Below are 24971 nucleotides of genomic sequence, written 5' to 3'. Positions count from 1 at the left end.
GTGCGACCCCGCCGAGCGGCACCGGCATAGTCACCAGCATGATGGACGCCGACGGCACGACGGCGTACCGCACGACGCAGGGCAGGAGCACGGGCACACCACGCATGCGCATCACCACCCACACCCCGCCCGACCCTGCGCGCGACCACTCCGCGGACGTCGACCTTCGTCACCACGGCGACCGCGAAGTCGCGCCCGGACTCGTCGACCTCGCGGTCAACGTCCGCGGCAGCGCACCCCCGCCGTGGCTGACCGAACGCATCGCCGAAAGCCTCACCCGCCTCGCCGCCTACCCGGACGCGGCCGAGGCCCGCGCCGCGGTCGCCGCCCGGCACCGCCGCGACCCCGCCGACGTGCTGCTCACCGCCGGCGCCGCGGAAGCGTTCGTCCTCCTCGCCCGCGCCCTGAAGCCGCGTCACGCCGTGGTCGTGCACCCGCAGTTCACCGAACCCGAGGCCGCGCTCCGGGCCGCCGGGCATACTGTGCGACGGGTCCTCCTCCGCGCCGAGGAGGGCTTCGGCCTGGACCCGGCCCGGATCCCGGAGGAGGCCGACCTCGTCATGATCGGCAACCCCACCAACCCGACGTCCGTCCTGCACCCCGCGGAGACGATCGCCGCTCTGGCGCGCCCCGGACGCGTCCTCGTCGTCGACGAAGCCTTCGCCGACACGATCCCCGGCGAACCCGAAAGCCTCGCCGAACGCGCCGACGTCGACGGACTCGTCGTGGTCCGCAGCCTCACCAAGACCTGGGCCCTCGCCGGGCTCCGCATCGGCTACCTCCTCGCCGCCCCCGACCTGGTCCGATGCTGCGCCGAGGCGCAGCCCCTGTGGTCCGTCTCCACCCCCGCACTGGTCGCCGCCGAGGCGTGCAGCGAGCCCGGCGCCGTGTCCCACGCGGACGCCGCGGCCGTTACGCTCGCCGATGACCGGGCGTACCTCGTGGCACGGCTCCGGGCGATTCCCGGGGTACGGCTGCCGGTCGAGCCGCGTTCGTCGTTCGTCCTCGCACACGTGGACGACGGCTTGGCGGTACGCGAACTCCTGCGCGAGCGGGGCTTCGCCGTCCGTCGCGCCGACACGTTCCCCGGGCTCGGCCCGGACTGGCTGCGCATCGCGGTGCGCGACCGCGCCACGACCGAGGCCTTCGCGGCCGCACTGGAGGGAGTGTTGAGCCCATGAAACGAGACGGCGGCCGCACCACCGCCCGCGGCGGCAAGCGGGTTCGGGGCGGGGCGGCATGCGGTGCCGGCGTCACTTTTGGCGAAGGCAAAACGTTCCACAGCAAAACGCTCATCGGAAAGAAGGGTGCGGACGGCGTGTGCGGCGCCCGGCGAAGCGAGGTTTCGGCATGAGTGAGTCCGACGAGCTGCGTGGCCACGGCCCGGCGCAGCACCACCCCGTGCCGAACGGACCGGCGTACCCCTATCCGGACGACGGAGCCGTCGCGCCCGGCGAGATCGACGATCTCGACGACGACGACGCGCTGCTGATGCCCGGCCCCCAAGGCGGCTGGGCGGAGGTGCCGCACCCCGAATCGGGGCAGTACGCGGTACCGCAGCAGTACCCGGCCGCGCCCGGCGGCTACGTGCCGCAGCCCGGCATGCCGGTCGGCTACCCGGAGTCCGCGCAGTACGCCGTGCCGCAGTCCGCGGCCTACGGTGTTCCCGCGCCCGATCAGGGAGTTCCCGTCGGGGACACTCCGCCGCACGGCGGGCAGTTTGCCGGGTATGCGCCGAGTGCGCAGGTTCCGCAGCAGCAGGTGCCCCAGCCGATGCCGCAGCCGGTTCACCAGCCCGTTCATCATCCCGTGCCGCAGCAGATGCCCCAGCCGGCGCCGCAGCCGGGGGCCGCGCAGTCGCTGGCCGACCGGATGGCCGCGGCGGCCGCCGCGTCCGCGCCGCTCGACGCGGGCTTCGGCGGCGGACAGCCCGCGGGCCGGGTGCCGGGGCAGGTTCCCGGGGAAGCCGCGCCGGGTGCGGGGGTGCCGCAGTACGGCACGACCCCGGTGCCCGCACAGGAGATGCCGCAGCCGGGCGTACCCCAGCAGGGAACGCCGCCGCAGGCGATGCCGCCGCATGCCGTGCCGGTGCCCGGTGCCGGGGGTACGGAGAACGCCGGTGCGCCGTTCGCGCAGGCGCCGCACGCGGCCCCGGCAGCCGCACAGCCGCCGCGGATGCCGGCCGACGGCGTGGTCGCGGCGGGTATGCCGGGTCCGGGTGTGCCGCCGCAGGCCGCTCAGCCCGTGCAGCAGCAGCCGCAACAGCCGCAGCAGGCCGGACCGCACAGCGCTCCGGGTGTCGCGGCCGGGCAACCGGTGACCGCGGTGCCGCAGCCGCAGATCCCGCAGCCTCAGATTCCACAGCTTCAGATTCCACAGCTTCAGGTCCCTCAGCCGATGGCGGAACCGGCCGGACAGGCCTCGCCGTCCGGAGCCGGACAGCAGGCGCAGGCGCCGCAGGTGCCCGGTCCGCAGCACCCGGCCCCCGCCGCGGCGCCCGGCGCCGCCGGTGCGGTGCCGGACGGGTCGGGGCAGATCGCCGCCGTGCCGGGTCCCGAGGCCGGGGTGCCCGGGAACGCGGCGCACGCGGGTGGCGCGCCAGCCGGTGCCTCATCCGGGTTCGCGGTGCCGGGCGAGCCGGTGGGTCAGCCGGCAGCCGAGCCGATGGCCGCTCAGCCGACCGCGGCGCAGAACGCCGCGCAGCCCGCGCCGGGCGTGCCCGAAGCCGTGACGGCGCCGTCCGACGGCGCACAGGCCGGGCAGTCCGCACCGGGTGTCGCGGGCGTGCCGGGTGCCACCGCTGACGTACCGCAGCAGGACGCGTCCGGACAGGTGCCCGCCCCGGGCGCGGCTCCGGCCGCGGCGCCGGGCGGGGTCGTGCAGTCGGGGCCGGTGGCGTTCACCGCGCCGACGCCGGTGCAGCCCGAGGGGGCGACCCCGGGTCCCGGCGCCGTGCCGGGTGTGCAACTCCCGCAGCAGAGCGTGTCGTCGACGCAGTCGCAGCCGGTCCCGGCGGTCGCCGGACCGGCCGTCCCGCGGACGACGCTGCCGCCGCGGCGCCAGCGCCGCGTGGGCCGCGGACCGGCTTCGGCGCAGCACCAGGCGGTGCCGCCGCAGACCGTGCCGGAGGCCGTTCCGGGCGCGCCGGTGGCGAACGCGCAGGTCCCGGGTGCCGAGGGGCCGGGTGTCCAGGGGCCGGGCGTGCAGGTTCCGGCGCAGCAGAGCGGACCGGCCGTGCCCGGGCCCGTGCCCGGCCCGGCCGTCGAGGCCGCGGCGAACGTGCAGGCGGCGCCGCAGACTTCCGGCGTACCGACGATTCCGCCGCCGCCCGGCGGCGAGACTCCGGCCGCGCCCGGCGGTGCCCGGCCGGACACCGGCCAGGTGGCGGCCCAGCAGCAGCCGGATGCCGTACAGGCTCCGGTCGCGGCGGCGCGGCAGGAGGCGCCCGCGGTGGCCGCGCCCGTCGCGGACGCGGCCGCTCCGGCGGCCGACGCCCCGGCCGCGGAAGCCGGGCAGGCGCCCGTGCGGCGGATGCGTACGGCGGCGTTCGCCGACCCGGACGCCGCGCCGCGCCGCGGACTGCGGACCCGCGCCCGGGCGAACTCCGACGCGAACGGCGAACAGCCGGGCGCCGCCGACCAGGCGGCGGAGGCCGCAGCCGAAGCCGCCGAAGCGGCCGAAGACGCCGCCGCGGCTCAGGCAGCTGAGGAAACCGGTGCCCAGGCGGCCACGCCCGCGACCGGTCCGGCGGCCAACGCGCGCCGGACCCGCCGCGCGGGCAACCCGGCCGTGGAAGACGAGGCCGCGCAGCCCGAGGCGGCCGCCGACGGCACGCCGCAGCCGGCCGAGGCCGGGAACGCCGCGCAGGGCAGCGGACGTCGGGCCCGCCGCGCGGCGCCCGCGGACGCCGCAGCCCAAGCTCGGCAGGCCGCCGACGCGGCCGCCGACGGCACGGTGCCGCCAGGCTTCGTCCCGCCCGCCCCGCGCGTGGCCACGACCGGCCGGGTGGCCGCCCGCCGGGCACGCCAGGCAGGGGGAACCCAGGTTCCCGCACCGGCACCGGCCCCGTCGGCGAAGCCCGGACAGGTTCCGGCGCCGCCCGCCGAGGTCTCGACCCCGGCCGCGGGCACGCCGGTCGCGCCCGCCCACCAGGGGCCGATCCCGGTCCCGCCGGTGGTTGCCGCGCCCGGAACACCGACCGCCGAGCAGGGCGCTGCCGTGCCGACCGGCAATGCCCCCAAGGGCACCGTGACCGCCGCCGCCGCAGGTTCGAACCCGGCGCAGACGCAGGAGGCTTCGACGGGGACCGCACCGACCGACGCGCAGCAAGGCGATCAGCAAGGCACCCCGGGTGCTCCGGCGCCCCAGGGTGCCGTTGCCGGGGCGGCTGCTGCTGGGGGAGTGGCGCAGGTGGCAGAAGGCCCGGTGAACGCACAGGCAGGCCCCGCGGCTTCGCCGACGGGCGCGGCAGCGGTGCCGCAGGGCGCCGTGCCGGCCGCGCCGCAGCCGGTGGCCGACGCCGCTGCCGGGCCGGTTCCGGCTCGGCAGGCCGGGCCCGAGGCGGTGGCGGCTGCGGAGAACGCGCAGGCCGCCGTCGGCGGTTCGCCGTCGGCTCCCGGCGATGCCGTGCAGCAGAGCGGCCGGCATGCCGCGGTGGTGGACGCTGCGCAGGCGGCCCCGCAGGCCGGTGCGCCGATGCCTGGCGGCCCCGACGCGCAAGCTGCCGTACCGCAGGGTGCCGGGCAGAACGCGCCGCAGGCAGCCGTGGACAGCGCGCAGCCGGTTCCCGCCGCCGTGGCGGGGCAGGGCGACGTGAGACAGGGTGGTCCCGAGGCGGTTGCGGCCGCGGGCAACGCGCAGGCTGCTCCGGCCGGTTCGCCGACGCCGGGGAGCGCGCCGCAGAGTGGCCCGCAGGCTGCGGTCGCCGGTCAGGCGGGGCCGCAGGCAGCCGCCGCGGGCAATGTGCCGTCGGCGCCGGTCAACCCGCAGGGTGTCGCGGCCTCACCGGCCGTGGCTCCGCAGGGTGTGGTCGAGGGTCAAGCCGTCGAGCCGCAGCAGGCCGAAGCGCCCAGCGGTCTGTCGGCCGTGCCCGTTCAGGCCGGGCCGCAGACCGCCGCGGCGACGGCTCAGGGACCGGCTGTGGCCGGGAACCCCCAGGGTCCGCAGGCCGTGGCCGTCCAGGCCGACGCGCAGGCGCCGGGCCACCCGGCCGGTCCGCAGGCCGTCCCGGCGGCGAACGTGCCGCACGGTCAGACCGGCCCGCAGGTTGTCGACGCCGTGCAGGGTGTTCCGGCCGGTGTGCCGACCGCTCCGCAGGCCGCGGACGGTTCGGCCGATGGCCAGGCCGCGCCGCAAGGCGGGGTCCCGGTTCAGGGTGTCGCGGGGGCGCAGGCCCCGGAGGCGGCCGGGCCCGGCGCGCCGTCGGGCCGGCCGGAATCCGGTGCTGCCGTCCCGCAGGGCGCCGCGCAGCCGAGTGCTCCTCAGGCCGCCGCCGCGGGCAATGCCCCGGCTGCCGCCGACGGTTCGCAAACCGGTCCGTCGGAGGCAGCCGTGGCGAACGGTGCGCCGGTGCCCGCCGGAGCGGGCAACACCCAGCCCGCTCAACCCGCTCAGCCCGCTCAGCCCGTTCAGGAGAGCCCGCAGGCCGAGCAGGCCGCTGCGCAGGGTGCCGCGATCGGCGCTCCCGCGGCGGACGCGACGGCAGGACCGGCAGGCCAACCGGTCGCCGGTGCGGCCGCCGTCCAAGCCCCCGCGGCTCAGGACGGTGCCGCGGAGGCCGCCGGCGCAGCCCCTGCGCAGGCCGCCACCGACGCGGCGCCGCAGTCCGGTCCGTCCGCTGCCCCGCAGGGGGCCGCGGCCGGTCAGGCCGCGGTGCAGCCTGCGCCCGAAACGGCGCCCGCGCCCACGGGCCAGGTTCCGGCGCCGGGTGCGGCGCAGGACGCGGCCGACGTCGCGGCGGCCGGCCAGGCCGACGCGCCGCAGGCCGGTCCGCAGCCGGGCGCCCAGCCGGGCCCGGCCGACGCCCCGACCGGTGCGGCCGCCCCCGCGGCCGCCGACGGTTCGGCTCAGCCCCCGTCCGGTCCGCAGGCCGCGGCCGACGAGGCGCAGGCAGCGGTGCCGCAGGCTCCGGCCACGGCCGACGCCACGGGCAACCCGCTGACGGCACAGGGTGGTTCACCGTCCGCCCAGACTCCGGACGGTGCCGACCAGACCGCCGCACCGCAGGCCCCGGCGACGGCTCCGGGCACCACCACGCCGGCCGCCGAAGCCGGTACCCCGGTCGCGGACCCGTCGGCCCAGGCAGCCGGTGCGCAGCCCGCCGACGCCGCAGCCGAGCCCGAGCCCGCCGACGGCACGCCGCAGCTCGCGCCCGCCGCCGACGAGGCTCCCCGGCCCGGTAGTCCCGCGGCTCAGGCCGACCCGGCCGGTGCCCCGCAGGGCGCCGGCACGGCCCCCGCCGCAGGCGGCCCGGGCCAGGCCCAGGACGCCCCGCAGGCTCCCGCCGCGGCCGACGCCCCGGGCAGCGCGCCCGCGGCGGACGCCGCCGCTCAGCCCGCGGCCGACGGCCCGGCGCCCGCCCAGCCCGTCGCCGGCCCCCGGAACGCGCGCGGCACCGGCAACGCCGCCGCCCCGGCGCAGCAGGCGCCTGCCGACCCGGGCACGCCCCAGGCCGCGCACACCGGTGCCGACCACGCCGCTCCGGCCGACCCCGGCACCGCTCCCGCACCCGCACCCGACCCCGAAAACCGCACCATGCTCCTCCCGCCCGCCGCCCTTGCCGACCCGAACAACCCGATCAACGCGATCGACCCGAGCGACGCGACCGAGGCGGCGCCGGCGGACCCGGCCGACCCCGCCGGTCCGCCCGCGCCCGGGTACGACGACGCCGACCGCGAAGCCGTGCACCGCGTCATGCGGGACCGGCGGGACGTGCGGGTCGGGTTCCGCGCCGACCCGGTGCCGGACGAGCTGCTGATCCGGGTGCTCGAGGCCGCGCACCACGCGCCGAGCGTCGGGTACTCGCAGCCGTGGGATTTCGTGGTCATCCGGTCCGCGGAAACCCGCGCGCTCGTGCAGGAGCTGGCCGCGCGGCAGCGGGAGGCGTATGCCGCGTCGCTGCCGAAGGCCCGCGCGAAGCAGTTCCTCGGCATCAAGACCGAGGCGATCCTGGAGACCCCCGTCAACATCGTCGTGACGGTGGACTCCACGCGCGGCGGACGGCACACCCTCGGCCGGCACACGCAGCCGCAGATGGGCCCGTACTCCAGCGCGCTCGCGGTGGAGAACCTGTGGCTTGCGGCCCGCGCCGAAGGCCTCGGCGTCGGCTGGGTGAGCTTCTTCGACGAGCGCGAGCTGAGCCGCACGCTGGGCCTGCCCGAGCACGTCGAGATCGTCGCGTACCTGTGCGTCGGCTTCGTCGACCAGTTCCCCGAGGACCCGGAGCTGGCGCAGGCCGGCTGGGCCAAGCAGCGCCCGCTGTCGTGGGTGGTGCACGAGGAGGAGTACGGCCGCCGCGGGCTGCCCGGCGAAGAGCCCGTGCGGCTCCTCGACGAGACGCTGCGCGCCGTGCGTCCGCTGGATGCCAAGGCGCTCAGTGCGGCGTGGCAGCGGCACAAGGTCATGACCAAGCCCGCCGGGTCGCTCGGCGTGCTGGAGATGATCTCGGCGCAGCTGGCGGGCCTGTCCCGGCAGTGCCCGCCGCCGATCCCGGAGCCGGCCGCGGTCGCGGTGTTCGCCGCCGACCACGGGGTGCACGCGCAGGGCGTGTCGCCGTGGCCGCAGGAAGTCACCGCGCAGATGGTGCACAACTTCCTCGGCGGCGGCGCGGTCGTGAACGCGTTCGCCCGGCAGATCGGTGCCGAGGTGTGCGTGGTCGACGTCGGCGTCGCGGCCGAGCTGCCGCAGTCCGCGCCCGGGCTGCTGCCGCGCAAGGTGCGTCCCGGCACCGCGGACATGACGCAGGGCCCGGCGATGACCCGCGAGGAAGTCCTGCAGGCGATCGAGGTCGGCATCGAGACCGCGCGGGACCTGGTCACGGCCGGCAACAAGTGCCTGCTGACCGGCGACATGGGCATCGCCAACACCACGGCGTCGGCGGCGCTGATCGCCGTGTTCACCGGGACCGACCCGGTGGAGGTCACCGGCCGTGGCACGGGCATCGACGACAAGACGCACGACCGCAAGGTCCAGGTCGTCCGCGCCGCGCTCGCGCACCACAAGCCCGACCCGGAGGACCCGATCGGGGTGCTCGCCGCGGTCGGCGGCCTGGAGCACGCGGCGATCGCCGGGTTCGTCATCGGCGCCGCGGCGATGCGGACGCCGGTCGTGCTGGACGGCGTGATCGCCGGGGCGGCCGCGCTGGCCGCGCACCGGATCGCGCCGGACTCGCTCGCGGCCTGCGTGGCCGGGCACCGCTCCGCCGAGCCCGGCCACGCGGCCGCGCTGGCGAAGCTCGGCCTGCGTCCGCTCGTCGAGCTGGAACTGCGGCTCGGCGAGGGCACCGGCGCGGTGCTGGCGTTGCCGCTGGTGCAGAGCGCGGCGCGCGTCCTGCACGACGTCGCGACGTTCGACTCCGCGGGGGTCAGCGGCAAGACCGAGTAGCGCGAGGCGAGGGGCCGTGCGGGCGGGCCGGATGACGATCCGGACCGCCCGCACGGCCGCGCCCGGGGACTGGCACGCACCGACGGCACCCGGCCGGTGCGCAATGATCCGGAAACACGAAAGTGATACTTACGGGACAGCACCGCACGTCCCGTGCGTCGCACCGCCGAACCCCCGCAGAACCCCCGCAGAACCGAAGCAGAACCGAAGCAAACCGACGCAGAACCGACGCAGCCTTGAAGTAGTCCGACGCAGACCCGACGCCGAGCAGCAGTCCGAAAGAGCGGAAGCCACGCCATGTCCCCGAAGTACGACGACATCCCCGCCTACCCGGCCGGTCTGCGGCTCGCGGGCCGCAAGGTCGTCATGGTGGGGGCCGGCACGGTCGCCCGCCGCAGACTGCCCGGCCTGGTCGACGCCCGCGCCGAGGTCCTGGTCGTCGCACCGGACGCCACGCCGTCCGTCGAGGCGATGGCCGACGACGGCGAACTCCGCTGGGAACGCCGCGGCTACCGGGCCGACGACCTGGACGGCGCGTGGTATGTCATCGCGGCGACCGACGACCCGGCCGTCAACGCGGCGGTTGAAGCCGACGCCGAGGAACGCCGGATCTTCTGCGTCCGCAGCGACGACGCGTCGCAGGCCAGCGCGTGGACGCCCGCGAGCGGCCGGCACGACGGCCTCCAGATCGCCGTGCTGGCCGGCGGCGACCCGCGGCGCGCCGCCGCGGTCCGCGACCGCATCCTCGAGGAACTCCGCGAAGGGACCCTCGGCGCGGCGCACTTCCGCGCCAAGACGCCCGGCGTGGCGCTGGTCGGCGGCGGGCCGGGCGACCCCGACCTGATCACCGTCCGCGGCCGCCGCCTCCTCGCCGAAGCGGACGTCGTCGTCACCGACCGGCTCGGGCCGCGGGCGCTCCTCGACGAGCTGCCGTCCGACGTCGAGGTCATCGACGCGGCGAAGATCCCGTACGGGCGGGCGATGGCGCAGGAGGCCATCAACAACGAGATCATCAAGCACGCATCCGCGGGCAAGTTCGTGGTCCGCCTCAAGGGCGGCGACAACTACGTCTTCGGCCGCGGCTTCGAAGAGGCCATCGCGTGCGCCGAAGCGGGCATCCCCGTCGAGGTCGTGCCCGGCATCACCAGCGCCATCTCGGTCCCGGCCATCGCCGGTATCCCGGTCACCCACCGCGGCGTCACCCACGAGTTCACGGTGGTGTCCGGCCACGTCGCCCCCGACAACCCCGACTCCCTCGTCGACTGGGCCGCCCTCGGCCGCCTCCGCGGCACCCTCGTCCTCCTGATGGCCATGGAACGCCTCGGCGCGATCGCCGACACCCTCATCACCCACGGCCGCGCCGCCGACACCCCCGTCGCGATCGTCCAAGAGGGCACCATGGCGACCCAGCGCACCCTCCGCACCACCCTCGCCACCGCGGCCGCCGACGCCCAGACCGCGGGCATGCGCCCCCCGGCCATCGTCGTCATCGGCGAGGTCGTCGCCGTCGCCGAACGCGTCCGGCCCCTCTAGCCACGCCTACGCCGCCCCGGACGGCCTCGCGGACGCCCTGCCGTCCCCGAGGCCGACCGTCCCGCCCGCGGCCGTGCTCAGATGCCGATGAGCCGGATCCGGGCGCCGCACAGTCGGGTCATGTCGTCGAGGTCGGACGTCAGTATGGCCACCGGGCCGGGTTGGCGCAGGGCCATCTCGGCGACCGTCGCATCGATCGCGTACTTGTGGCCGTGCAGACCCGCGGCCTTGAGCAGTTCCGCGGACGCCTTCGCGGCTTCCTCGGTCACCGGCTCGACCTTGACGCGGGACAGCACCCAGCGCAGCCGCGGCATGTTCACACGGGCATGACTCACTTCGACGACGGTGTTGGCGCCGATGACGAAATCGGCACCCATCGTGTGGAACACCTGGAAGATCGCGAGGATCTTGCGGTCCTGGGCGATCCAGGCGGAGACCCCCTGGGAGTCCAGGACGACGGTCTCGACGTGCTCGTTCACGCCGCACTCGCCGAGCCGCCCGAGCCCGTCGCCCCGAAGATCCGGGAGCGCGCCTCGGCCAGCTCCTCCTCGGTGAACGCCCCGTGCTCTTCTTGGTGGCGCTGCAGGTCGGCGCCGAGCAGTTGGTGTCGCAGCTGACGGGCCACCGCCGCGGCCACGTACCCGGAAATGTTGTCGGTGAGCTTCCGCAGCTCGTCCACCTGTTCGGTCGGCAAGGTCACCGTGATGCGCGTCGTGTCCGCCATGACCCGAGCATACTGCGGTATGCGCATCGTCGGCCCGTTCCGTCCTCCGGGATCGGGGGGACCAGGGACGCCGTGATCTTGGCCGGTACCGTAGTGCGCGGTTCGGCCCGTGGAGCGTCGGCGGCCGGTGACGGAGCAGTGGGAGTGCGCAATGGGGCTCGGCCTCGGATGGAAGGTGCACGGGACCGGGGGAACCCCCGGGCCCGGCGAGGTCGTGCGGCCGGACGAGCGGCTCAGCTGGGGGCGGACCGCCGGGCTCGGTGCGCAACACGTGGTGGCGATGTTCGGCGCCACCTTCGTCGCGCCGGTGCTCATGGGGCTCGACCCCAACCTCGCGGTGATGCTGTCCGGCGTCGCGACGGTCATGTTCCTGCTGATCACGCGCGGCAAGGTGCCCAGCTACCTCGGGTCCAGCCTGTCGTTCGTCGGGGTGGCGGCGTCGATCAAGGCGGCCGGCGGCAGCGTCCAGACGGTGACCGGCGCCATGCTCGTCGTCGGCGCCGTCCTGTGCGTCGTCGGGCTCGTGGTGACCGCCCTCGGCGCGAAGATCGTGCACGCGGTACTGCCGCCTGTGGTCACCGGCGCCGTCGTCATGATCATCGGGTTCAACCTGGCACCCGTCGTCGCCAAGACCTACTGGCCGCAGGACCAGTGGGTCGCCCTGCTCACGATGGCCTTCACCATGGCCGCCATGGTCGTCATGCGCGGCTTCTGGTCCCGCATCGCGGTGTTCCTCGGCCTGGTGTTCGGCTACGTGCTCTCCTGGGTCTTCGACCGGGTGTTCGGCACCATCCACGCGGTGACCGGCTCCGGCCAGGTCACCGACCACAACCGGGTGAACTTCGGCGGCGTGAAAGACGCCGACTGGTTCGGGCTCCCCGCCCTGCACGCACCCGACTTCAAACTCTCCGCCGTCCTCCTCGCCCTGCCCGTCGTCATCGCCCTCATCGCCGAGAACGCCGGACACGTCAAAGCCGTCGCGGAGATGACCGGCGACAACCTCGACCCCGAACTCGGCCGCGCCATCGCCGCCGACGGCGCCGCCAGCGTGCTCTCCACCTCGGTCGGCGGCCCCGCCACCACCACCTACGCCGAGAACATCGGCGTCATGGCCGCCACCCGCGTCTACTCCACCGCCGCCTACTACGCCGCCGCCGCCTTCGCGATCCTGTGCGGCCTCTGCCCCAAGTTCGGCGCGATCGTCGCCGCCACCCCCGGCGGCGTCCTCGGCGGCATCACCGTCGTCCTCTACGGCATGATCGGCCTCCTCGGCGCCAAGATCTGGAACGAGAACCGCATCGACCTCGGCAACCCGCTCAACCTGGTGCCCCTCGCGGCCGGCATCGTCATCGGCATCGGCAACGTATCCCTCGACATCACCGACGACTTCAAGCTCGACGGCATCCCCCTCGGCACCATCGTCACCATCGTCGGCTACCACCTCCTGCGCTACTTCGCCCCGCCGCACCTCAAGAGCACCCCCGCACACCCCGACGGCACCACGGAACCGGGCAGCGGCAACGACGGAGGAGCCAAGGAACCCGCGTGATCCCCATCGACGACCCCGCCGACCCGCGCCTGCACGACTACACCGGCCTCACCGACGTCGACCTGCGCCGCCGCCGCGAACCCGCCGAAGGCCTCTTCATGGCCGAGGGCGAAAAAGTCATCCGCCGCGCCCTCGACGCCGGATACCCGCTGCGCTCGATGCTCCTCACCGAACGCTGGGCCGAAGCCCTGGCCGACGTCATCGCCCACGCCGAAGGCCCCGTCTACGTCGCCACCCCCGACGTCGTCGAACAAGTCACCGGCTACCACGTCCACCGCGGCGCCCTCGCCTCCATGCAGCGCAAACCCCTCCCCGACCCCGCCGGACTCCTCGCCGGGGCACGCCGCGTCGCCGTCCTCGAAGCCGTCAACGACCACACCAACATCGGCGCCATCTTCCGCGGCGCCGCCGCCCTCGGCATGGACGCCGTCCTGCTCTCGCCCGACTGCGCCGACCCGCTCTACCGCCGCTCGGTCAAGGTCGCCATGGGCGCGGTGTTCTCCGTCCCCTACGCCCGCCTCGCCCCGTGGCCGCACGCCCTCGCCACCGTCAAAGACGCCGGACTCACGCTTCTCGCCATGACGCCCGCCGAAGGCTCCGTCCCGCTCCACGACGTACCCGCCGCCGAACTCGAACGCTGCGCCGTCATGCTCGGCGCGGAAGGCCCCGGGCTCACCCGCAAGGCGATGGAGGCCGCGGACCGCCGCGTCCGCATCCCGATGTCGCACGGCGTCGACTCGCTCAACGTCGGCGCGGCCGCGGCTGTCGCGTTCTACGCGGTGGCCTACGGGCGGCCGGCGGGCTGACCCCGGCCCGCGCGGCCTGTCCGGCCTGCCCGATCCGCCTGAACCGCCTGAACCGCCCGACGCGAGCGGCGCTTCCGGGCCATCACCCGGTCGCGCCGCATACGGTGGTGGATACGCGTGCTCCGGTCCCACAGCACCGGGTTCGCTTCGTCCGGCGACGCGGCGGCGATCTCCGGCTCCTCGGCCTCGAGTTGCGCACGGGCCTGGCGTGCCGCGCTCACCCGGAGGCGGTAGTCGGCGAAGACCTGGACCTCGAGGCTGTAGTCGTCGCCGAGGTGGTCGTAGTCCATGCCGCCCGACGTGTGCGGCATCACCACATACGGGTTCGTCCGGGTCAGGCGCACCGCCCACTCGCGCAACTCGTCCGCGCTGCCGCCCACGTGCAGCACCCCGGAGCGCACGTCGACCGTCGGCCGCGTGTAGCGGTGGTTTTGCCAGTGGTACGGCCGCGGCAGCCGCGCCGCCAGCCACCCGTCCGGGTCCGCGGCCGCCGCCGCGAGCCCCGGCGCGCGGTACCGCACCGTGCCCTCCGACGGCGCCGACAGCGGCAGCTTGCGCCGCAGTTCGCGCGCCGTACCGGCGTCGAACACGGTCAGCTTGTGCGCGGTCAGCACGATCGGCGGCGACTTCTCCGCGTCGAACGGGTTCGGGTCCAGGAACGGATGGTCGATCAGCACCAGTGTGCCGGGCGAACGCTCGTACGACAGCGCCCACATCAGCTTCGCCAGCAGCAGCGCGCCGGCCCGGTCGCTGACGACGTGCCAGGTGCCGTGGAAGTGGTTGACCGCGAAACGCTCGCGGTTCGCGGGGCGCAAGCCGAGCACGGTGTACGTGCGGCCGTCGAGCACCAGGGTCCGGCGGTGGAGTTTCACTCCTTCGTGGGCGATGCGGGGGTACTCCTCACGAGTGAAGCGCACCCGGAAGTGCGCGATTCGGAAGCGACGTAGGGCAGACTGGGACCGCGGTGAGGGTCCGTCATGTCCGTTGTGCCACAAGGGTCCTGGCTACGGCACCCGATTGTCATCCGGATTTTGCCGAGGGAAGCGGCGCGTTTTCGCGCTTGTACCTCGAACGGTTGTATCGTCGGTCGGTCGAGTTTTCGACCGCACCGGATTTCGGGCTGTTCCCTCAGCGCGCGGCCTCTGCGCCGGAGCAAATCCCCTGAGAGTGAAGTAGGTTTCACCCGCAGCGGGGGTTGTTCCGTCGTTCGGACGACGCGCGGCGGATTTTCCGCCAAGATAGGGCGCCGTACGAAGGGGGCATCCGGCGCGCAGGGAACGCTCCGAACTCCGGTCCGGTGCGCGCCGTTTCGCCCGGGCCGACGGGGATCCGGCGTCCGCAATCCGGACCAGGCATGGGAAGTGAGGCAGTACCGCTTCATGAAAATCATGGGTGTACCCCTGGCCTGGGCCATCGTCGGCCTGGTCGAACTCGTGGCGCTCATGGCGCTGGTGGCGTACCTGCTGCGCTCCAAGAAGTCCGACTCCGCGCTGGCGTCGGACGACAGCTGGGAGCGCGAGGAAGCTCGCCGCCGCCGCAAGGAACTCTGGTACGGCGTCGCGTCCTACACGCTGCTGTTCTGCTGCGCCGCGGTCGCCGCGGCGCTGTCGTTCCGCGGCCTCATGGGCTTCGGGCGCGAGAACCTCGGCCTGACCGACGGCTGGGAATACCTGGTGCCGCTCGGCCTCGACGGTGCCGCGATGTTCTGCTCCGTCCTCGCCGTCCGCGAGGCCAGCCACGGTGACGCGGCGCTCGGCTCCCGCATCCTCGTCTGGACGTTCGCGGGCGCTTCGGCCTGGTTCAACTGGGTCCACGCGCCGCGCGGCATCGGACACGCGGGCGCTCCGCAGTTCTTCGCCGGCATGTCGCTGTCCGCCGCGGTGCTGTTCGACCGCGCGCTCAAGCAGACCCGCCGTGCGGCGCTGCGCGAGCAGGGCCTCGTGCCGCGTCCGCTGCCGCAGATCCGTATCGTGCGGTGGCTGCGTGCCCCGCGGGAGACGTATGCGGCTTGGTCGCTCATGCTGCTCGAAGGCGTGCGTACCCTCGACGAGGCTGTCGAGGAGGTCCGCGAGGAGCGCCGCTCGAAGCAGGAGGACCGTGAGCACCGCCGTCTGCAGAGCCGCCGCGAGCGCGCTCAGCTGAAGGCGCTCAGCCGCGGCGAGGGCAGTGGCGGAAGCTGGGGCCGGTCGTCCGGCTCGCGCCAGGAGATCGCGGCGCTGCCGGGAGGTGGGGGCTCCGAAGCTGTTTCGGAGCCGGCCATAGAGGGCCACGACCACTCCACAGCTGCCCCCGCAACCGCCGAAGCGTCGTCCCAGGCCCGTGGCGAGCACATCGACCTGACGGCCGAAGACGACACCATGACGCTCCCGCGCCTGGACTCCCTGGAACGGAAGCTCAAGGACCTGGAACGCCAGTTCGGCTGACCTGCCTTCACCCCCCGGTCCCGCCGCTCGGCACGGCAAGACCGGCAGCACAACCCCCAACGGCGCCCGCCACTCCCCGTGGCGGGCGCCGTTTTTGCGTGGCCGTGACGCGGGCCCGGCGTCAGACGAACTCCTTGAGCGGCTCGGTCTCCAGCTCGAACCCGAACGGCCTGGGCAGCCATAGTGATTCACCGAACGAGCGGATCACGGGTTCGGGGTAGCCGCCGAGACCGGGTTCGGAGTACAGCAGCACCCGGGCTTCCTTGCGGTCGACAACCAGGTAGAGGGGGATGCCGGCCTCGGCGTAGACCCAGGGTTTGCCCGGGTCCGTGGTGGAGTGCGCCAGCCCGAGGTCGGCGGCGCGGGTGGAGGGCGAGGTGACTTCGGCGAAGAGCCAGACGCCCTGGGTGTCTTGTACGTAGCCGTCGGACTGCGGGCCAACCTGGTCGTAGTCGATGACGAAGAGGTCGGGGATCTTCTTGAGCCCGGCTGCGACGAAGCCCAGGGACTCGGCGACCTTGATTCGGCTGCCGAGCCCGGCCTTGAGCTGATCGCGAAGGTTGTCGATGATCCAGGCGTGTGCCGCGTCAGCCGGGCTCATCGCCACGATGCCCGTGGGCGTGGTCTCGAACTTCACGTCGCCGATCAGCTCGGGATGCTCGTCGATGAGCCGCAGGATGTGGTCGAACATCTCTTGGGTGTCGTCATTGACCATGGTCCGAGTCTAGAACCGCGGCCTCGGCGATACGGACATGTCGCCCGGCCTCAGGCCAGGGACCCGTCGGCCTTCACGCCGTAGCGGCTGACCACGTCCGGGGCGCCGGGGAAGGTGGCGGTGCGGAGGATGGCGCCGGGTTCGACGGACCACTTGGTGGCGGTGGCGCCCGGGTCGAGGGGGACGGCTTTGACGCCGAGGGGGACCGGGGTGGCGGCGTCGAAGCGGAAGAGTTCGACGAACTGGGTGGCGGGGCCGCCGTTGCCCGGGGTGCGGGTGAGGACGACGACGGCGGCGGGTTCGCCGCGGAAGGCGGCCGGGAGGGTGTCGGTGAGGTCGACGCGGTCGGTGCCGACGGTGGCGGAGCCGTTGATCAGGGTGACCGAGGCGCCCCCGGCGGTGGGGTCGGCGTAGGTGCGGTTGGCCCAGTCCGCGGGGGCGGTCGTCGCGGCGGGGGCGAGGGCGCCTGCCGCGCCGGTCGCGGCCGCGCCGGTGGTCTTCGGCGACGGCGGCGCTTTGTCGTCGGAGCCCTGGAACGCCGCGATCGCGAGGGCGACGACGGCCGTGACGATCACGAACACGATCGCCTGGTGCACCAGGACGCGGCGGCGCCGCTGCGGCGAGGTCCGCGGGCCGCGCTGCGGGGGCCGCGAGGAACCGCCGCGCGACCGGGGCCCGGCCGTGCCGGACGAGCCCGCGCCGCCGCGCCCGGCGGGTGAACCGTCGGCCGCGCGTACCCGGTTGCGGCCCGACTCCGGCCCCAGCACCGAATCGGCCGCCGCCGCGACCGCGGCCGCGGACGCCGCGGCCCCGTTCGTGCGCAGCGGCCCCGACCCGGGCCGCACCGGGCCCGAGCGCACGCCCGGTCCGGGCCGCGGCATCGTGCGCGGGCCGGACGCGGGCCCGTTGCCCGGGCGCGGCGAACGCCCGTTCGTGCGCGGCCCGTCCACCGCGGACGCGTCCGGGTCGGCGGCGATGCGCCGGGCCAGCGCGGCGAGCCGGTCGCGGACCTCCTCGGCGCGCGGCCGCATCAGCGGGTCCTTCGCCAGGCACGCGGACACCAGCGGGATGGCCGCGGACGGCACGCCTTCCAGGTCCGGCTCTTCGTGCACGACCCGGTAGAGCAGTGCGTCCACCGGTCCGGAGCCGAACGGCGAACTGCCGCGCCCCGCATACGCCAGCGTCACCCCGAGCGCGAACACGTCCGTCGCCGGAGTGACGGGCTGCCCGCGCACCTGTTCGGGTGCGAGGAACCCGGGGGAGCCGACGGCGGTGCCGGTGTGGGTGAGCGTGCCCGCGCCGTCGGCGTAGGCGATGCCGAAGTCGATGATCTGCGGTCCGTCGGGCGACAGCAGGATGTTGGACGGCTTCACGTCCCGGTGCACCACGCCCACCGCGTGCACGGACACCAGCCCGTCCGCGACCGCCGACCCCATGCGGGCGAGGTCGAGGCAGTTGAGCGGGCCGCGTTCGCCGACCCGGCGCTGCAGCGACGGGCCCGGCACGTACGCCGTCGCCAGCCACGGCCGTGCCGCCTCCGGGTCCGCGTCCACCAGCGGCGCCGTGCGGTTGCCGCGCACGCGCGCGGCCGCGGCCACCTCGCGGGCGAAACGGGACCGGAACTCGGGGTTGTTCGCCAGCTCTTGGCGGATCAGTTTGAGGGCGACCTTGTTGCCGTGCCGGTCGGTGCCCAGATAGACGACGCCCATGCCGCCCGCGCCCAGTCGGCGCAGCAGCCGGTACGAACCGACGACGCGCGGATCCTGCCGCCGCAGCCGCACCATCGTCATCGGGAGCGCTCTCCTACCTGGTCCGGCAACTGTGATCAAGTCGTCTGGGACACACGTTAGAGGACGGTGCACGCGGTTGGTGGTAGCAACGCCCGGGGCGGGACCCGGAGACGTAACCCGGAGTAAAACCGGGTGACATCGTACGGCCTCGCCCGCCACCCTGGACCCGCTTCGCGCCGCATGTCCCCTCCCGGGCGCGCCCGATTTCGGGTCTTTCGAACGCCAGTACGGAACGTGCGGTCGCGTCCCCGCAATTTCCCCCCACACCCGCGTCCGCCCGCCCGATTTCCGCAGCCCCGAAACGGAACCCCGCGTGCAATCAGCCGTCACCGTGACCCCCGCCGACCTGCCCGAGGTGCTCCTCCATGTGGCCGTGGTGCGGCCGGTGTTCCTGTGGGGCGCACCCGGCATCGGAAAGTCCTCCCTGGTTCGCGAGTTCGCCGCGAGCCTGGGCTTCGACTGCGTGTCGCTGCTGGGCACCCAGCTCGCGCCCGAGGACCTCATCGGCGTCCCGCAGATAGCCGACGGCCGCAGCCGCTTCTGCCCGCCGGAGCAGATCGCCCGCGACGAGCCGTACTGCCTGTTCCTCGACGAACTCAACGCCGCCTCGCCCGATGTCCAGAAGGCGTTCTACTCGCTCATCCTCGACCGGCGCATCGGCTCGTACGAGCTGCCCGCCGGTTCCGTCGTCATCGGCGCCGGGAACCGCGCCACCGACAACGCCCTCGCCCGCCCCATGTCGTCCGCGCTCGCGAACCGGCTCGTGCACGTCCACCTGCGCGCGTCCGCCGCGGACTGGCTGGCGTGGGCGATGCGGTCCGGCATCCACCCGTGGATCGTCGAATACCTGACCCAGCGCCCCGACCACCTGTGGAGCGCCCCGCCGAAGAGCGAGGAGCCGTTCTCCACCCCGCGCAGCTGGCACATGCTGTCCGACACGCTCGCGTCCTACGGCGACACGCTCACCGGCGAGAACGCCGCCGACACCGTCGCCCTCCTCGCCTACGGCACGCTCACCCCGACGCACGCCGCCGCGTTCCTCGCCTATCTCAAGACCGTCCGCAACGCCTACGGCCTCGACGCGATCCTCAAAGGCGACGCGCGCTGGCCCGCCGCGCCCGCCGACCGCGACCTGCTGTACTTCCTCGCCGAGACGTTCCGCGCCCGGCTGGTCAAGGAACTGCCCGCGGACCGGAAGCACGCGTCCGCGTCCGTACGCCAGTTCGCGTTCCGCGCCAAGGCGCTTCTGGTGGAACTGGCGGAAATCTCCCTGGAGATCGCCCAGCTCGTCATCGCCGAAGGCGACGACGGGGAACTGCGGCTGCCCGGCTGGTTCCTTGTCGAGGCCGCGCAGGACATGCCGCGCCTGGTCGCCGCCCGCGCGAGGAAGTGAGCCCGTGGCCCGCCGCCCCGACGAACTCGAGAAACGCCGTCGCGAAGCCCGCGAAGCGGGCACCCGCATCGTGGCCGACCAGTCGATCCTGCTCGGCCTGATGGCCGCCACGGCCTTCGAACCGGCCGAACACCCCGTCGACTGGGCGCAGATCACCTCGACCGGCCGCATCCGGCACAACCCGTACCAGGACGGCCGCCCGGGGGAGTGGGCCTGGATCGTCACCCACATGCTGCTGCACCTCGGCCTCGGCCACCTCGACCCGGACCGGCTGCGCGAAGCGGGCGTCCGGTTCGACCGCCCCGGCGAACCCGCCATCCCCGACACCTACGCGGTCGCGTGCTGCGTCGCCGTCGAGCGCTTCGCCCGGGACACCGTGCGCGTCGGCGTCCCGCTCTACCACCTGCCCGAACTCCCGGCCGGCGATGTCCTCGCCCTCGCCGCCCGCTGGGCCGACGAAGGCATCCCGCGCGAACTCCGCGCTCTCACCCCCAACGCCGGAAAGCCCTGCATCCGCTACCTCCCCGCCCCGCGCCACTACGCCGGCACCGAACCCTGGGACACCGACTGGCCGGGCCTGTTCGCCCGCAGCCTCGCCCGCACCGCCCAGGACGCGATGGAGAAGGCCCACGACCAAGCCGGCGGCGTCCAGCGCAAAACCCGCCGCGGCCCCTGGGACAAGGCCCTCGACTGGTTCGTCGCCTCCTACCCCCTGCTCGGCGCACTCGCCGCCGGGCTCACGATCGTCGACGACCCGGAGACCGCCCGCGCCTGGGACATCTCCATCGCCGCCGTCAGCGCCCGCGCCGGCGAGATCTACATCAACCCCCACGCCGCCCTCACCCAAGCCGAATGGCGGTTCGTCCTCGCCCACGAAATGCTGCACGCCGCCCTCGGCCACGACCGGCGCGTCGCCGGCCGCGACCCCGAACTCTTCAACATCGCCTGCGACTTCGTCATCAACGACTGGCTCGTGCAGATGGGCGTCGGCGACATGCCCGAAGGACTCCTCTACGACCCCCAACTGACCGGCCTGTCCGCCGAAGCCGTCTACGACACCCTCGTCACCGACCTCCGCCGCGCCCGCAAACTCCGTACCTTCGCCGGACGCACCCACGGCGGCAAAACCGGCGACGTCCTCGGTGACTGGCTGTGCGAACCGGCCGCCGCCGACCGGCGCGGCACCCGCGCCCGCGACCGCCGGCCCGCCGCCCCCGCACCCTGGGACCGCCCCGGCACCCCGCGCAACGCCGTCGACCTCGACGCGTTCTACCGCCGCGCCCTCTCCACCGGCCTCGCCTACCACGACCACGGCCGCGGCCTCGTCCCCGCCGGACTCGTCGAGGAAATCCGCGCCCTCGAACACCCGCCCCTCGCCTGGGACGCCAGACTCGCCCGCTGGTTCGACGAACACGTCCGCACCCCCGAACCCCGCCGCTCCTACGCCCGCGCCTCCCGCCGCCAAGCCGCCACCCCCGGCATCCCCCGCCCCGGCCGCGTCCTCCCCGAAGAACTCGTCGCGCAATGCACTTTCGGCGTCGTCCTCGACACCTCCGGATCGATGGACCGCGAACTCCTCGGCAAGGCCCTCGGCGCCATCGCCTCCTACGCCGCCGCCCGCGATGTGCCGCGCGCCCGCGTCGTGTTCTGCGACGCCGCCGCCTACGACGCCGGCTACCTCCCCGTCGAAGAGATCGCCACCCGCGTCCGCATCCGCGGCCGCGGCGGCACCGTCCTGCAACCCGGCATCGATCTCCTGCAGCGCGCCGACGACTTCCCCGCCGACGGACCGGTCCTCGTCATCACCGACGCCGCGTGCGACCGCGTCGTCGTCCGCCGCGAACACGCCTTCCTCGTCCCCCAAGGCGCCCGCCTTCCGTTCACCCCGCGCGGCCCGGTGTTCCGTGTCGTGTGACTTTGTCCGACCGGTAGCCTTGCCCGGTCGATGACATCGGGGGCAATCGGGAGGACATGGGCGTGACCGACCGTCAGCGGGTCGTCCAGCGGCTCAAGGAGACCTTCGCCTGGCGGGAAACGCCCGGAGGAATATTCGCCGACCTGTCGGGCTGGTGGCGCGACGCCGAAGTCCTGCGCCTCCTCGGCCCCGCCCTCGCCGGACTCCACGCCGACCCGCCCGGCACCCCCGCCCCGACCGTCGTCGCCGGCATCGAAACCCGCGGACTCGTCCTCGGCCCGCTCACCGCCCTGCACCTCGGCGTCGGCTTCGTCGAAATCCGCAAAGACCACCGCACCGGCGGCGACCCGCTCCGCCGCGACGCCAACGACCCCATGCTGCGCGCCGAAACCCCGCCCGAATACCAGGACGGCGGACTCACCCTCGTCGCCCCGCGCCGCCTCTTCGGGCCCGGCGACCGCGTGCTCCTCGTCGACGAATGGATCGAAACCGGCGCGCAGGCCAACGCCGTCCGCCGCATGGTCGGCGAATCCGGCGCGGAATGGGCCGGCGTCGCGGTGATCGTCGACGCGTCGGAACCCAAAGTCGGCGAACGGCTCGGCGTCCGCGGACTGGTCCGCGAAGACGACCTCGACGAGACGGCATAGAGGCCGCACGGAATCCGCGTGGCCGTGCCTCGGCACCGCTCGGACGCGGCATGGTGCCCTGCCCGGCCGCCCCCGCGACGCCCGGATCCAACCGCGCCGGCACCCCGATACGCGGTGCCCGCCCGCTACGCCGCGTGTTCGCGTTCCCGCAGCAGCGCCGCACGCTCCGTCTCGCCCATCCCGGCCCACACACCGCGCCGCTCCGGCACGGTCAACGCGTGGTCCAGGCACAGCCGCCGCACCGGGCAGCTGATGCACACCTTCTTCGCGACCCGCTCCCGGGCGCGGCGCTCCCCGGGACGCTCCTGGTCGTCCCCGAAGAACAACGCCGCGTCCATGCCCCGGCACGACGCGTCCTCCTGCCACCCGTACCTAGGCGGTGTCGGAATGGCGATCCTCGTGGTCCCCATCGCCCCGTTCTCCTCCTGCTCGACCGGCATTTCCCCGACCGGATGTCAGTTGCGGGACCACGCGGTTCGGCCCCATGCCTTTATCCGACGCGTGACCCCGCCCATTGGTTTCCGCACGGCAGCAGTTTTCGTGCGGGAGGATGAGGGGCCGCCCCGCGCATCCGCAGTGGGGAGGAGGGCACGCGCGCGATGCGGCGTGCCCGTGGGGGGATTTGCGGGGATAAGCCGGAAACGGACGAATTGGCCGTCCACGTGGCGGGCGTGCAGAGTTCCCCGGGGGTTTCCTGGGATTTTCCGGTGCTCCCGGCCGCGTTCCGGCGCTTTTGTGTGCACGGGGTGTCCGACCGGCCACGCCGTGCCGCGGAACCGCGCCTTGTCCACGCCCTCGGTCGGATAAGAACATCAACAGCTCGGTCACAAGACGTCTGTGGTTTGCGTCCGGCGACCGACCATCCGCCGCCGTTGGGTAGCGTGGCGGAGACATACCGCCGGGGACGCGGCGGTTGGTGGCAACAGGAGGCGTGCGTGGGCAGGTCAAGGCGTCGGATGCGGGCGACGGTCCCGGTGGCCCTGTCCGTGGTGGTCGCGATCGGGCTCTCCGGCTGCAGCAGCGGCGGCGGAGGCAAGGACGAATCGCAGAAGACCGCGCAGGACTTCCTCGCCGCATGGCAGGCCGGCGACATCGCCAAGGCCGCCGGACTCACCGACGACCCGGCCAAGGCGACGGCCGGGCTCACCGCCGCGGCCAACCAGCTTCAGCTGAAGGCCGGCGAGTACACGGCGAAGGACTACAAGAAGGGTGACGGCGACAAGCCCGCCACCCTCAACTACCACGCCAAGGTCACCGTCCAGGGCGTTACGGCGCCTGTGGAGTGGGACTCCGCGGTGCCGGTGCAGAAGAAGGACGACAAGACGCTCGTCCACTGGCAGTCCACGATCATCCACCCGCAGTACGTCGACGGCGCGAAGTTCTCCAACTCCCGCAAGTCGCCCGACCGCGCCCCGATCCTGGACCGCGACGGCAAGCCGCTGGCGGGTGCCACGAAGGTCGTGGCGATCTCGCTGTGGCCCGCGAAGATGACGCAGCCCGACCAGGTGTACGCCGCTCTCGGCGACCCGGTCTTCGACGTCGACGTGCCCAAGCTCAAGGACCGGGTCGCCAAGGCCGACCCGAACCAGTCCGTCCCGGTCGTCAGCCTCCGCACCGAGGTGTACGAAGGCCAGGCCCGCGCCAAGCTCGCGAACCTGCCCGGCGTGCAGATCGCCGACCAGACCCGGCAGACCGCCACCGCGGCCAAGCAGGTCGTCGGCTCCGTCGGCGACGCCAGTTCGGAGATCCTCGCCAAACCCGGCTATGAGAACGCCGCGGCCGGCGACCAGGTCGGCACCAGCGGCCTCCAGGCCCGCTACCAGGCCCAGCTCGGCGGCACCGCGACCACCAAGCTCACCATCAAGGGCCCGAACGGCAACGACGTCGCCACGCTCGTCGACATCCAGGGCAAGCCCGGCACGGCGGTCAAGACGACCATCGACCAGGGCCTCCAGTCCAAGGCCGAAGCGGCCATGACCGGCCTCGACAAGAACGCCGCGATCGTCGCGATCGACGCCAAGACCGGCGAGATCCGCGCCGTCGCGAACAACCCGGCGACCGGCGACAACCGCGCCTTCAACGGCCACTACGCGCCGGGCTCGACGTTCAAGACGGTCACCGCCGCCGCGCTCATCCAGGCCGGCCTCAAGCCGAACGACCCGGCGGCGTGCGACAACACCGTCGTCGTGAACGGCCAGACGTTCAAGAACTACGACGGCCTTGCGCCGATCCCCGGCGCCAACTTCGGCACCGACTTCCAGCAGTCGTGCAACACCGGCTTCATCAGCCAGCGGGACAAGCTCCAGGCGGACTCGCTCACCAAGGTCGCCAACGACGTGTTCGGCATCGGCCAGCAGTGGGACGTCGGCGCCAGCACCTTCGACGGCTCCGTCCCGGCGGCCGCGAGCGACAACGAGAAGGCCGCGTCGATGATCGGCCAGGGCAAGGTCCAGGCCAGCCCGCTCGTCATGGCCTCGGTCGCCGCCACGGTCGACTCCGGCACGTTCAACCAGCCGATCATCGTCACCGACCCGGCCCCCAAGCGCGCCGCGGCCAAGCCGGTCGACCCGGCGCTGGCCGCGCAGCTCAAGTCGCTCATGCAGAGCGTCGTCGCGGGCGGCACCGCCAAGATGCTCCAGGGCATCCCGGGCACCGTCGGCGCCAAGACCGGCACCGCCGAGTTCAGCGAAGGCGGCCAGGTGCTGACCAACGGCTGGATGATCGCGTTCAAGGACGACATCGCGGTCGCGGTGCTCGTCGAGAAGGGCGAATCCGGCGGCAAGGCGGCGGGACCGATCGTGCAGAAGTTCCTGTCGTCGATCTGATCCCGGCCGAACGGCATTGCGGCGGACGGCCCGCGGGGAAACCCGCGGGC

17 protein-coding genes are annotated in these 24971 nt (G+C 74.1%); 11 read left to right on the top strand and 6 right to left on the bottom strand.

What is annotated here, in order from left to right; genetic code table 11:
• Window positions 1–104: 104 nt before the first annotated feature.
• From cobC to cobA, 4 genes are all read left to right on the top strand, one after another.
• Entirely contained in the window at window positions 105–1181 is a 1077-nt protein-coding gene (gene cobC, locus ACPA54_RS31720) for an Rv2231c family histidinol phosphate aminotransferase CobC (RefSeq protein ID WP_423534991.1), read from the top strand.
• The gene (locus tag ACPA54_RS31715; RefSeq protein WP_345680321.1) at window positions 1178–1354 is read left to right on the top strand and encodes a hypothetical protein; all 177 of its coding nucleotides are present in this window, start codon (window positions 1178–1180) and stop codon (window positions 1352–1354) included. Before cobC ends, ACPA54_RS31715 begins: the two co-directional genes overlap by 4 nt.
• The gene (gene cobT / locus ACPA54_RS31710) at window positions 1351–8601 is read left to right on the top strand and encodes a nicotinate-nucleotide--dimethylbenzimidazole phosphoribosyltransferase (RefSeq protein WP_423535004.1); all 7251 of its coding nucleotides are present in this window, start codon (window positions 1351–1353) and stop codon (window positions 8599–8601) included. Before ACPA54_RS31715 ends, cobT begins: the two co-directional genes overlap by 4 nt.
• 297 nt (window positions 8602–8898) lie before the next feature.
• Entirely contained in the window at window positions 8899–10134 is a 1236-nt protein-coding gene (gene cobA, locus ACPA54_RS31705; RefSeq protein WP_423534916.1) for a uroporphyrinogen-III C-methyltransferase, read from the top strand.
• 77 nt (window positions 10135–10211) lie between these two features.
• Here the strand turns inward: cobA and ACPA54_RS31700 are convergent, their stop codons facing one another.
• Both ACPA54_RS31700 and ACPA54_RS31695 read right to left on the bottom strand, forming a co-directional pair.
• Window positions 10212–10613: a DNA-binding protein gene (locus ACPA54_RS31700; protein WP_423534914.1), complete on the bottom strand. Its 402-nt coding sequence runs from the start codon at window positions 10611–10613 to the stop codon at window positions 10212–10214.
• Window positions 10610–10858, bottom strand: coding sequence for a type II toxin-antitoxin system CcdA family antitoxin (locus ACPA54_RS31695; RefSeq protein ID WP_423534912.1), 249 nt, complete (start codon window positions 10856–10858; stop codon window positions 10610–10612). Before ACPA54_RS31695 ends, ACPA54_RS31700 begins: the two co-directional genes overlap by 4 nt.
• Before the next feature lie 151 nt (window positions 10859–11009).
• On the opposite strand from ACPA54_RS31695, the gene ACPA54_RS31690 reads away from it, so the two are divergent.
• Together ACPA54_RS31690 and ACPA54_RS31685 are read left to right on the top strand one after the other, a co-directional pair.
• Entirely contained in the window at window positions 11010–12407 is a 1398-nt protein-coding gene (locus ACPA54_RS31690; RefSeq protein ID WP_423534910.1) for a uracil-xanthine permease family protein, read from the top strand.
• Window positions 12404–13213, top strand: a complete 810-nt coding sequence (locus tag ACPA54_RS31685; RefSeq protein ID WP_423534908.1) for a TrmH family RNA methyltransferase — start codon at window positions 12404–12406, stop codon at window positions 13211–13213. Before ACPA54_RS31690 ends, ACPA54_RS31685 begins: the two co-directional genes overlap by 4 nt.
• On the opposite strand, the gene ACPA54_RS31680 is transcribed toward ACPA54_RS31685, so the two are convergent.
• The gene (locus tag ACPA54_RS31680) at window positions 13192–14130 is read right to left on the bottom strand and encodes a hypothetical protein (RefSeq protein ID WP_423534906.1); all 939 of its coding nucleotides are present in this window, start codon (window positions 14128–14130) and stop codon (window positions 13192–13194) included. The two genes, ACPA54_RS31685 and ACPA54_RS31680, sit on opposite strands and share 22 nt — an antisense overlap.
• Window positions 14131–14601: 471 nt before the next feature.
• Between ACPA54_RS31680 and ACPA54_RS31675 the strand changes: the two genes are divergently transcribed.
• Window positions 14602–15636 carry a DUF2637 domain-containing protein gene (locus ACPA54_RS31675; protein ID WP_423534905.1) on the top strand — a complete coding sequence of 345 codons (1035 nt, stop codon included), beginning with the start codon at window positions 14602–14604 and terminating at the stop codon, window positions 15634–15636.
• Window positions 15637–15757: 121 nt separating this feature from the next.
• Here the strand turns inward: ACPA54_RS31675 and ACPA54_RS31670 are convergent, their stop codons facing one another.
• Both ACPA54_RS31670 and ACPA54_RS31665 read right to left on the bottom strand, forming a co-directional pair.
• On the bottom strand, window positions 15758–16351 hold the full coding sequence (locus tag ACPA54_RS31670) for a Uma2 family endonuclease (protein WP_423534904.1): 594 nt from the start codon (window positions 16349–16351) through the stop codon (window positions 15758–15760).
• A gap of 50 nt (window positions 16352–16401) precedes the next feature.
• Window positions 16402–18141, bottom strand: coding sequence for a serine/threonine-protein kinase (locus ACPA54_RS31665; protein ID WP_423534902.1), 1740 nt, complete (start codon window positions 18139–18141; stop codon window positions 16402–16404).
• Window positions 18142–18454: 313 nt separating this feature from the next.
• On the opposite strand from ACPA54_RS31665, the gene ACPA54_RS31660 reads away from it, so the two are divergent.
• The 3 genes from ACPA54_RS31660 (at window position 18455) to ACPA54_RS31650 (ending at window position 22096) form a co-directional block, all read left to right on the top strand.
• Window positions 18455–19534: an AAA family ATPase gene (locus ACPA54_RS31660; protein WP_345678684.1), complete on the top strand. Its 1080-nt coding sequence runs from the start codon at window positions 18455–18457 to the stop codon at window positions 19532–19534.
• A 4-nt stretch (window positions 19535–19538) separates the two neighbouring features.
• Window positions 19539–21449 (top strand): vWA domain-containing protein, encoded by a 1911-nt coding sequence (locus ACPA54_RS31655; RefSeq protein WP_423534900.1) that lies wholly within the window; start codon window positions 19539–19541, stop codon window positions 21447–21449.
• 62 nt (window positions 21450–21511) lie between these two features.
• Window positions 21512–22096 (top strand): phosphoribosyltransferase family protein, encoded by a 585-nt coding sequence (locus ACPA54_RS31650; RefSeq protein ID WP_423534898.1) that lies wholly within the window; start codon window positions 21512–21514, stop codon window positions 22094–22096.
• A 125-nt stretch (window positions 22097–22221) separates the two neighbouring features.
• On the opposite strand, the gene ACPA54_RS31645 is transcribed toward ACPA54_RS31650, so the two are convergent.
• Window positions 22222–22506: a WhiB family transcriptional regulator gene (locus ACPA54_RS31645; protein ID WP_358354603.1), complete on the bottom strand. Its 285-nt coding sequence runs from the start codon at window positions 22504–22506 to the stop codon at window positions 22222–22224.
• Between the two features lie 546 nt (window positions 22507–23052).
• Here ACPA54_RS31645 and ACPA54_RS31640 point away from each other — a divergent pair.
• A complete protein-coding gene (locus ACPA54_RS31640) occupies window positions 23053–24921 on the top strand; it encodes a penicillin-binding transpeptidase domain-containing protein (RefSeq protein WP_423534896.1) in 1869 nt (622 codons plus the stop codon).
• Window positions 24922–24971 lie beyond the last annotated feature (50 nt).

Source organism: Uniformispora flossi (assembly GCF_049534875.1).
Taxonomy (GTDB): domain Bacteria; phylum Actinomycetota; class Actinomycetes; order Streptomycetales; family Streptomycetaceae; genus Yinghuangia; species Yinghuangia aomiensis.
The sequence above is the reverse complement of the archived record's forward strand: the minus strand, read 5'-3'. Positions and strand labels throughout refer to the sequence as shown.

Coding starts and splice junctions, on each gene's coding strand:
- cobC (WP_423534991.1), top strand. CDS start 105: ATGCGCATCACCACCCACACCCCGCCCGACCCTGCGCGCGACCACTCC.
- ACPA54_RS31715 (WP_345680321.1), top strand. CDS start 1,178: ATGAAACGAGACGGCGGCCGCACCACCGCCCGCGGCGGCAAGCGGGTT.
- cobT (WP_423535004.1), top strand. CDS start 1,351: ATGAGTGAGTCCGACGAGCTGCGTGGCCACGGCCCGGCGCAGCACCAC.
- cobA (WP_423534916.1), top strand. CDS start 8,899: ATGTCCCCGAAGTACGACGACATCCCCGCCTACCCGGCCGGTCTGCGG.
- ACPA54_RS31695 (WP_423534912.1), bottom strand. CDS start 10,858: ATGGCGGACACGACGCGCATCACGGTGACCTTGCCGACCGAACAGGTG.
- ACPA54_RS31690 (WP_423534910.1), top strand. CDS start 11,010: ATGGGGCTCGGCCTCGGATGGAAGGTGCACGGGACCGGGGGAACCCCC.
- ACPA54_RS31675 (WP_423534905.1), top strand. CDS start 14,602: ATGGGTGTACCCCTGGCCTGGGCCATCGTCGGCCTGGTCGAACTCGTG.
- ACPA54_RS31670 (WP_423534904.1), bottom strand. CDS start 16,351: ATGGTCAATGACGACACCCAAGAGATGTTCGACCACATCCTGCGGCTC.
- ACPA54_RS31665 (WP_423534902.1), bottom strand. CDS start 18,141: ATGACGATGGTGCGGCTGCGGCGGCAGGATCCGCGCGTCGTCGGTTCG.
- ACPA54_RS31645 (WP_358354603.1), bottom strand. CDS start 22,506: ATGGGGACCACGAGGATCGCCATTCCGACACCGCCTAGGTACGGGTGG.
- ACPA54_RS31640 (WP_423534896.1), top strand. CDS start 23,053: ATGCGGGCGACGGTCCCGGTGGCCCTGTCCGTGGTGGTCGCGATCGGG.